Below are 8,263 nucleotides of genomic sequence, written 5' to 3' on the forward strand. Positions count from 1 at the left end.
GCAGGCTTTGGTGGATTTCTCGGCAGTGACCAAGCCGGTTGAGCGGTTGCTGGCGACTGCGCAGAACGGGTTGGAGGTTTTGCGCTACGGCGGTCTGGAAACGGGTGCGGTGCCGTCACCGTTCCAGATCATCCAGAGCGTGCCCATGTACCGGCTGCGCCGGTACTTCCCACCCGATGCGCGGCCGGGCGCGCAGAATCCCGGCCCGCCGGTGCTGATGGTCCACCCGATGATGATGGCGGCCGACATGTGGGACGTCACGCGCGACGACGGCGCGGTCGGCATCCTGCATGCCGCGGGCGTCGACCCGTGGGTCATCGACTTCGGTTCGCCCGACAAGGTCGAAGGCGGCATGCGGCGGAACCTGGCCGACCACGTGGTGGCCCTGTCGGAAGCCATCGACACCGTCAAGCAGGTCACCGGGCGCGATGTCCATCTCGCCGGATACTCGCAGGGCGGCATGTTCGCCTATCAGGCCGCCGCCTACCGACGGTCGAAGGATCTCGCCAGCATCATCGCGTTCGGCGCACCCGTGGACACGCTCGCCGCACTGCCGATGAACCTGCCTGCCGGTGTCGCGGCCGGTGCCGCCGACTTCATGGCCGATCACGTCTTCAGCCGCATCGACATTCCCGGCTGGCTCGCCCGTACGGGTTTCCAGATGCTCGATCCCATCAAGACCGCGCAATCGCGCCTCGAGTTCCTGCGCCAACTCCACGACCGCGAGGCACTGCTGCCGCGCGAACAGCAGCGCCGGTTCCTGGCCTCGGAAGGCTGGATCGCGTGGTCGGGTCCGGCCATCTCCGAACTGCTCAAGCAGTTCATCTCGCACAACCGGATGATGACCGGGGGCTTCTCCATCCACGGAGATCTGGTGACCCTGTCCGACATCGACTGTCCCGTACTGGCATTCGTCGGCGAGGTGGACGATATCGGCCAACCCGCGGCCGTGCGCGGCATAAAACGGGCCGCGCCGCAGGCCGACGTGTACGAATATCTCATCAGGGCAGGACATTTCGGGCTGGTCGTCGGTTCGAAGGCGTCGAGCCAGACGTGGCCGACGGTGGCGCAGTGGGTGAAGTGGCTCGAGGGCAGCGCCGACATGCCCGAGGGCGTCGCACCGATGGCGGCGCAGCCCGCCGACCATCCCGAGGGTGGCGTCTCGTTCAGCACGCGGGTGACCCACGGGGCCACCGCCGCGACCGAGATGGCCTTCGGCGTCGCCCGCTCGGCGGCCGAGGCGTTGGTGGCGGCCAACAAGTCGGCCCGCACACTGGTCATCGAGACCGCCCGCACGCTGCCCCGGCTGACGCGCCTCGGCCAGGTCAACGACCACACTCGAATCTCCTTGGGCCGCATCATGTCCGAGCAGGCGCGCAGTGCACCCAAGGGGGAGGCGCTGCTGTTCGACGGGCGCGTGCACACCTACGAGGCGGTGGACCGCCGCATCAACAACGTCGTGCGTGGTCTCATCGATGTGGGCGTGCGCCAGGGCGCGCACGTCGGCGTCCTGATGGAGACCCGGCCCAGCGCGCTGGTGGCGATCGCGGCGTTGTCGCGGCTGGGTGCCGTGGCGGTGCTGATCCCGCCCGACGTCGACCTCGCCGAAGCCGTCCGCCTCGGCGGAGTATCCGAAATCATCGCCGACCCAGGACATCTCGACGCTGCCGGGGCGCTCGACGTGCGTGTGCTGGTGTTGGGCGGCGGTGAGAACCGCAACCTCGATTTGCCCGAGCACGCCGATGTCATCGACATGGAGCAGATCGACCCCGACGTGGTAGAACTGCCCGGCTGGTACCGGCCCAACCCGGCCCTGGCGCGCGACCTGGCGTTCGTGGCGTTCAGCGCGATCGGCGGTGAGCTCGTTCCCCGGCAGATCACCAACTATCGCTGGGCGCTGTCGGCGTTCGGTACGGCATCGGCGGCCAATCTCGGCCGCGGCGACACGGTGTACTGCCTCACCCCGTTGCACCATCAGTCCGGCCTGCTGGTCAGCCTGGGCGGCGCGGTGGTCGGCGGTTCGCGCATCGCGCTGTCGCGAGGATTGCAGCCGGACCGGTTCCTGCAGGAGATCCGGCAGTATGGCGTGACCGTGGTGTCCTACACGTGGGCGATGCTGCGCGAGGTCATCGACGATCCGTCGTTCTCGTTGACCGGCAATCATCCGGTGCGGCTGTTCATCGGCTCGGGTATGCCCGCGGGCCTGTGGAAGCGCGTCGTCGACGTGTTCGAGCCCGCACAGGTGGTCGAGTTCTTCGCCACCACCGACGGACAGGCCGTGCTGGCCAATGTGGCGGGCGCCAAGATCGGCAGCAAGGGCCGCCCGCTGCCCGGCGGCGGCCAGGTCGAACTGGCCGCCTACGACCCGGACGACGATCTGATCCTGGAGGACGAACAAGGCTTCGTCCGACGGGCCGAGGCCAATGAGGTCGGCGTGCTGTTGGCTCACCCGCGTGGCCCGGTCGATCCCACCGCGGTCGTGAAGCGGGGCGTGTTCGCGCCCGCCGACACCTGGGTGTCGACGGAGTTCCTGTTCCGCCGCGACGAGGACGGCGACTACTGGCTGGTCGACAACCGCAGTGCGGTGATCCGCACCGAACGCGGCCCGGTGTACGCCACCACGGTCAACGACGCGGTCGGCAGGCTCGACGCGGTCGACATGTCGGTCACCTACGGGGTGGAAGCCGGCGGCAGGCAGATCGCGGTGACGGCGCTGGCGCTGCGCCCCGGCGGCAGTGTGCCGACCGCCGATCTGTCGCATTCGCTCGCCGAGCTTCCCGTGGGCAACCCGCCCGACGTCGTCCACGTCGTCGCCGACATGGAACTCGGTGCCTCGTACCGCCCGCTCGTGAGCCCGCTGCAGGACGCGGGCGTCCCGAAACCGGCGCGGCGTAACTCCTGGTACCTCGACACCGATACGGGTACGTACAAGAAACTGACCGCGGCCGTCCGCGCCGAACTGGCCGGAGACCATGACGAGCACGACCCGGCGCTCGGGCAGGAGCACTGTTAGGCTCCGGCTGGCGGCAACTGACTGGAGGATTGATGACATCGCGATCTGAGGTGCACACGGGCGGCAACCGCAACGGGTGGCGTCGTGTAGTCGCTGGAGCGGTGGCGGGCAGCGCGCTGGCCGTCGGTCTGCTCGTGGGCGCGGCCGCGCCCACCGCGTTCGCGGTGCCGACCACGGGGGCCGATGAGCCGCCGGCGCCCAAGATGTCGACGGACGAAGCGCTCGCGATCATCGCGGCCGATTACGACACCGGCGCGGGTGGCGGTCAGATCTCCCAGTTGATCCACGAGGTTCTGGTACTGCGCGCGCAGGGCTTCAAGCCCTCGAACGCCAACGGACGGGCGCTCTCGGAGGCGCTCGACAAGCGGCCGAACCAGACCCCGCTGGTCGATGCTCTCAAGAGCACGGTCTCCTTCCAGCGCAAGCTGCAGGCGCAGGCTGCCGGCGCGGTCACGCCCGGTGGCTTCACGGCCGGTATCAATCAGCTGCCGCCGGGGATGGCCCCCGATCCGACGAACCCGGACAACACCGGCGTGTTCATCGGACCGACCGGTGGTGGCGTCCAGCAGCCCATCGGCTAGCGTCGCCTCGTGGTCGACGACAAGCTACTGAGCATCCTGGTCTGCCCGCAGGACCGCAGGCCGTTGCTCCTTGCCGGCGAGGACCGCCTGTACAACCCGCGGCTGCGGCGCGCCTATCGCATCGAGGACGGCATCCCGGTGCTGTTGGTCGACGAGGCGATAGCGATCGACGACGACGCCGAACACCAGAAGCTACTGGAGCTCGCCCAGTCCCGGTAAGTCACCGGTGAGGTAGCGCTGCAGGTTCGGCGCGATCGTCTCGGCGATCTGCTCGACCGGCAACGACTTGAACGGTTCGAGTTCGAGGATGTATCGCGCCATCACGACGCCCACGAGCTGGGACGCCACGAACTGCACGCGAATACGTCCGCTGCCCACCGGGTTGTCGACGCGCGAGCCGACCTCGGCGACGATGACTTCCTGCAGGAACGACCGGACGAGCGACACATCGTTGCCGGCGAGGATCGAGCGCAGCGTGGCGATGAAACCCTTACCCATCTCGGAATCCCACAGCGGCAACAGGATTGACGGCAGCGTGTGGCCGATCTGCTCTACCGGGGTTTCCCGCAACGGCCCGATCACGGCCATCGGGTCGATGGGGATGTGGATGGCGGCCGCGAACAACTGGGTCTTCGTACCGAAGTAGTGATGCACCAGGGCCGGATCGACGCCGGCGCCTGCCGCGATCGCCCGGATCGAAGTCTTGTCGATTCCGTTGCGCGCGAACAGTTCCCGCGCCGTCGCGAGAATTCTCTCCCTCGTGTCGGAGGTGCCGGGCGGGCGGCCGGGACGTTTGCGTTCCTGCCCGGCAGCGGAGTTCGTGGTCGTCAAGGATGTCCTATGGGGTCCGTCGTCGTAGCGTCGCCGCGGCCAGGCACAGGGCCAGCACCGCGAAGCCGACCACCACGGCGATGTCGCGCACCGCGGTGGCAGTCGGCTCAGAATAAGCGCCGACTTCCTGCAGTGCTTCGAGCGCGTAGCTGGCGGGCAGCACGTTGCTGATCCACTGGAGCCACTCCGGCATGGCGGCACGCGGGACGATGATCCCGCACAACAGCAGTTGCGGTGCGATCACGAGCGGCATGAACTGCACGGCCTGGAACTCGGTGCGGGCGAACGCGCTGCACAGCAGACCGAGCCCGACGCCGAGCACGGCGTTGATGATCGCGATGAAGAACACCAGGATGGGGCTGCCCTCGGTATGGAATCCGAGGAACCAGAACGCGACGACGCACGCGAGGCTGGCTTGCGCGGCCGCGGCGATCGAAAAGGCCGTCCCGTATGCGGCGAGCAGGTCGAACCGCCGCAGCGGGGTGGTGAGAATGCGTTCGAGGGTTCCCGAAACGCGTTCACGCTGCATGGTTATCGAGGTGATCAGGAACATCACGATGAGCGGGAAGACCCCGAGCATGATCAGGCATGCGGTGTTGAACGGCGTCGGCCCGCCGGGGCGGTGCGGCGCGTTCTGGAACATGAAGTACATCAGGGTGATGATCAAGCTCGGCACCAGCAGGATCATCGCGACACTGCGGTGGTCGGCGGCGAGCTGACGCAGGATCCGCCCGGTCGTGGCCAGGTAGGCCTGCGGGCTCAGCGGGCTGCGCCGGCTCAGGCCGCGGTGGTGTGCCGGATGACGGTCAGAAACGCTTCCTCCAGGGACGTGCATGAGGTGTCCTCTCGTAGCCGGGTGGGTGTGGTGTGGGCGAGCAGGCGGCCTTCACGCATCAGCAGCAGATCGCCACAGTGGTCGGCCTCGTCCATGACATGGCTCGACACCAGCAGGGTCGAACCACGCTCGGACAATCGGCGGAACTGTTCCCACAGGTCGACGCGAAGGACCGGATCGAGCCCAACGGTGGGCTCGTCGAGGACGAGCAGTTCCGGCTCGGCCACCAGTGCGCAGGCCAGTGAAGCGCGGGTGCGCTGACCGCCGGAAAGGTTGGCGCAGTACGCGGTTCGGTGATCTTCCAGGCCCACCGACCGGATCGCGTTGTCGGCGGCCGCGGCTGACGTGCCGTACAGCGACGCGAAGTAGCGGACGTTGTCGACGACGCGGAGATCGTTGTAGATCGTCGGGTTCTGCGTGACGTATCCGACGCGATGGCGCAGCGGCGCCGATCCCGCCGGGTGGCCCAGGACGGTCACCCTTCCGCCCGCGACGATCTGGGTGCCGACGATGCAGCGCATGAGCGTCGTCTTGCCGCATCCCGACGGGCCGAGCAGGCCGGTGATCGTGCCGCGGGCGATCTGCACCGTGACATCCCTGACGGCGGGCCGACCGCCTCGGACCACCTGCAGATCGGTGATGTCGATGGCCGGCCCGGCGGCCGGTGCACGGAATTCATCAAATGATGAAGTCATCATGTGATGAATACTCCGCCTGCTGCCCACCGGTGTCAATGGGTGTCAGCCGCGGAGTGCAGAATCGCTCGGGTGAGTGCTGAGGTGCTGGCGGGGGATCCGCTTCTGGCGGCGCGTCGCCTGTTAGGTGCCCAGCTCAGCGGGCGTGGTGTGACGGCGACGATCGTCGAGGTCGAGGCGTATGGCGGCCCGCCCGACGGACCATGGCCGGATGCGGCGTCGCATTCGTATCGGGGTCCGGGTGGCAGAAACGCGGTGATGTTCGGAGCGCCCGGACGGCTCTACACCTACCGCAGCCACGGCATTCACGTCTGCGCGAACGTGGTCTGCGGATACGACGGCGTCGCGGGTGCGGTGCTCCTGCGAGCCGCCGCCGTGGACACCGGGGTCGACGTGGCCCAGGGGCGACGCGGACCTCTAGTGCCCATGGCCGGGCTCGCGCGCGGGCCCGGCAATCTGTGTTCGGCGCTCGGAATCACCATGGACGACAACGGAATCGACTTGTTCGACGCGGACAGTCCGGTGCGGCTCGTGCTCGGCTCCGGGTGCGAGGTGGTCGATGGCCCGCGGGTCGGAGTCAGCAAGGCGGCCGATCGCCGGTGGCGGTTCTGGCTGGCCGATCGCGTCGAGGTCTCGGCCTATCGGCGCAGTCCGCGCGCGCCTGCGCCCGGGGGTAGTGACTGATCTCTGGCGATGGGGCGATGCGGCATGATCGTCCCCATGGCAACCGGAATCCTCGACGAGTTGGACTGGCGCGGACTGATCGCGCAGTCGACTGACCGGGACGTGCTGGCGAGCGATCTCGCCAAGGGGCCCATGACCGTCTACTCGGGTTTCGACCCCACCGCGCCGAGCCTGCATGCCGGTCATCTCGTACCGCTGCTCACGTTGCGGCGGTTCCAGCAGGCCGGCCACCGGCCGATCGTGCTCGCCGGCGGGGCCACCGGGATGATCGGAGACCCGCGCGACACCGGTGAGCGGACATTGAACACCGCGGACACGGTCGCCGACTGGGCCTCACGCATCCGCGGCCAGCTCGAACGCTTCGTCGAGTTCGACGATTCGCCGACCGGTGCCATCGTCGAGAACAACCTCAACTGGACCGGCGAGCTCTCCGCGATCGAGTTCCTGCGCGATATCGGCAAGTACTTTTCGGTCAACGTCATGCTCGACCGCGACACGGTGCGGCGCCGGCTCGAAGGCGACGGCATCTCCTATACCGAGTTCAGCTACATGCTGTTGCAGGCCAACGACTACGTCGAACTGCATCAACGGTATGGCTGCGCACTGCAGATCGGCGGTTCCGATCAGTGGGGCAACATCGTCGCGGGTGCCCGGTTGGTGCGGCAGAAGGTCGGCGCCACGGTCCATGCCATGACGACGCCACTCGTGACCGACTCCGAGGGCAAGAAGTTCGGCAAGTCCACGGGCGGCGGCAACCTGTGGCTGGATCCCGAGATGACCAGCCCGTATGCCTGGTACCAGTACTTCGTGAACACGGCCGACGCCGATGTGCTCGGCTACCTGCGCTGGTTCACCTTCCTGTCGAGTGAGGAGCTCGCCGAACTCGCCGAAGCGACGCACACCCGTGCGCATGAGCGCGCCGCACAGCGGCGGTTGGCCCGCGAGCTCACCACGCTCGTGCATGGCGAAGACGCGACGAAGTCCGTCGAATACGCGAGCCAGGCGTTGTTCGGCCGCGGCGATCTCGTCGACCTCGACGAATCGACGCTCGCCGCGGCCCTGCGCGAGGCAGGCAATGGCGAGGTCGCGGAATTGCGGCCGGGAAGTCCGGACGCGATCACCGACCTTCTTGTCGCGACCGGGCTGTCCGCGAGTAAAGGTGCGGCCCGGCGCACGGTCGCCGAGGGTGGCGTTTACGTAAACAATGAGCGGATCGAAAGCGACGAGTGGATACCACAGGCGTCGGACTTTCTGCATGAGCGCTGGCTCGTGTTGCGACGTGGCAAGCGCAACATTGCCGGCGTCGAGCGGATGAGCGCCAACGGCTGATCGCCCGACCTCGCTGACCAGGCCAAACGCCAGATCTACCAGGCGATTTGACTCGGAGTTAGCCCTGACGTAACTTATTCCAGGTCAGAGCGACACGGCCCAGCCGGGAAGCGAAGACAAAGTCCGAGAGAGTCACCCACTAAGGTGGGGGTTCCTCACTGTCCGCAGGAGCTAACGCGGCTTTTAGCCGCGGGATTTCTGCGCGGTCAGCTCGGGCGTGTTGTTTGAGAACTCAATAGTGTGTTTGGTGGTTTTTGTTTGTTGTTTTTTGGCCACGTTCTTTTTCCCGTTTAGG

Annotated in this window: 8 protein-coding genes; 5 read left to right on the top strand and 3 right to left on the bottom strand. The window is 67.3% G+C overall.

The features are described from left to right. Positions 1-10: 10 nt before the first annotated feature. Genes AWC31_RS34070 through AWC31_RS34080 form a run of 3 tightly spaced genes read left to right on the top strand, consistent with a single transcriptional unit; the run spans position 11 to position 3,813 of the window. On the top strand, positions 11-3,013 hold the full coding sequence (locus AWC31_RS34070) for an acyl-CoA synthetase (RefSeq protein WP_110775382.1): 3,003 nt from the start codon (positions 11-13) through the stop codon (positions 3,011-3,013). A 32-nt stretch (positions 3,014-3,045) separates the two neighbouring features. Continuing rightward, positions 3,046-3,594, top strand: coding sequence for a hypothetical protein (locus AWC31_RS34075; RefSeq protein ID WP_085149853.1), 549 nt, complete (start codon positions 3,046-3,048; stop codon positions 3,592-3,594). Positions 3,595-3,603: 9 nt separating this feature from the next. Next, positions 3,604-3,813 carry a Trm112 family protein gene (locus AWC31_RS34080; RefSeq protein ID WP_085149855.1) on the top strand — a complete coding sequence of 70 codons (210 nt, stop codon included), beginning with the start codon at positions 3,604-3,606 and terminating at the stop codon, positions 3,811-3,813. Here AWC31_RS34080 and AWC31_RS34085 read toward each other — a convergent pair. Genes AWC31_RS34085 through AWC31_RS34095 form a run of 3 tightly spaced genes read right to left on the bottom strand, consistent with a single transcriptional unit; the run spans position 3,787 to position 5,958 of the window. Continuing rightward, positions 3,787-4,425 carry a TetR/AcrR family transcriptional regulator gene (locus tag AWC31_RS34085; protein ID WP_067852650.1) on the bottom strand — a complete coding sequence of 213 codons (639 nt, stop codon included), beginning with the start codon at positions 4,423-4,425 and terminating at the stop codon, positions 3,787-3,789. The two genes, AWC31_RS34080 and AWC31_RS34085, sit on opposite strands and share 27 nt — an antisense overlap. Positions 4,426-4,432: 7 nt before the next feature. Continuing rightward, complete coding sequence (locus AWC31_RS34090) at positions 4,433-5,260, bottom strand: ABC transporter permease (protein ID WP_085149857.1); 828 nt, start codon at positions 5,258-5,260, stop codon at positions 4,433-4,435. Then, on the bottom strand, positions 5,203-5,958 hold the full coding sequence (locus AWC31_RS34095) for an ABC transporter ATP-binding protein (protein ID WP_085149859.1): 756 nt from the start codon (positions 5,956-5,958) through the stop codon (positions 5,203-5,205). The genes AWC31_RS34090 and AWC31_RS34095 overlap by 58 nt, the downstream gene beginning before the upstream one ends. 69 nt (positions 5,959-6,027) lie before the next feature. Between AWC31_RS34095 and AWC31_RS34100 the strand changes: the two genes are divergently transcribed. After that, a complete protein-coding gene (locus tag AWC31_RS34100; protein WP_085149861.1) occupies positions 6,028-6,639 on the top strand; it encodes a DNA-3-methyladenine glycosylase in 612 nt (203 codons plus the stop codon). A 36-nt stretch (positions 6,640-6,675) separates the two neighbouring features. Beyond that, entirely contained in the window at positions 6,676-7,968 is a 1,293-nt protein-coding gene (gene tyrS / locus AWC31_RS34105) for a tyrosine--tRNA ligase (protein ID WP_198538931.1), read from the top strand. Positions 7,969-8,263: the final 295 nt, after the last annotated feature.

It is taken from the genome of Mycolicibacterium wolinskyi (genome assembly GCF_002101965.1).
In the GTDB taxonomy this organism is placed as follows: domain Bacteria; phylum Actinomycetota; class Actinomycetes; order Mycobacteriales; family Mycobacteriaceae; genus Mycobacterium; species Mycobacterium wolinskyi.

Coding starts and splice junctions, on each gene's coding strand:
- AWC31_RS34095 (WP_085149859.1), bottom strand. CDS start 5,958: ATGATGACTTCATCATTTGATGAATTCCGTGCACCGGCCGCCGGGCCG.
- AWC31_RS34090 (WP_085149857.1), bottom strand. CDS start 5,260: ATGCACGTCCCTGGAGGAAGCGTTTCTGACCGTCATCCGGCACACCAC.
- AWC31_RS34075 (WP_085149853.1), top strand. CDS start 3,046: ATGACATCGCGATCTGAGGTGCACACGGGCGGCAACCGCAACGGGTGG.
- tyrS (WP_198538931.1), top strand. CDS start 6,676: ATGGCAACCGGAATCCTCGACGAGTTGGACTGGCGCGGACTGATCGCG.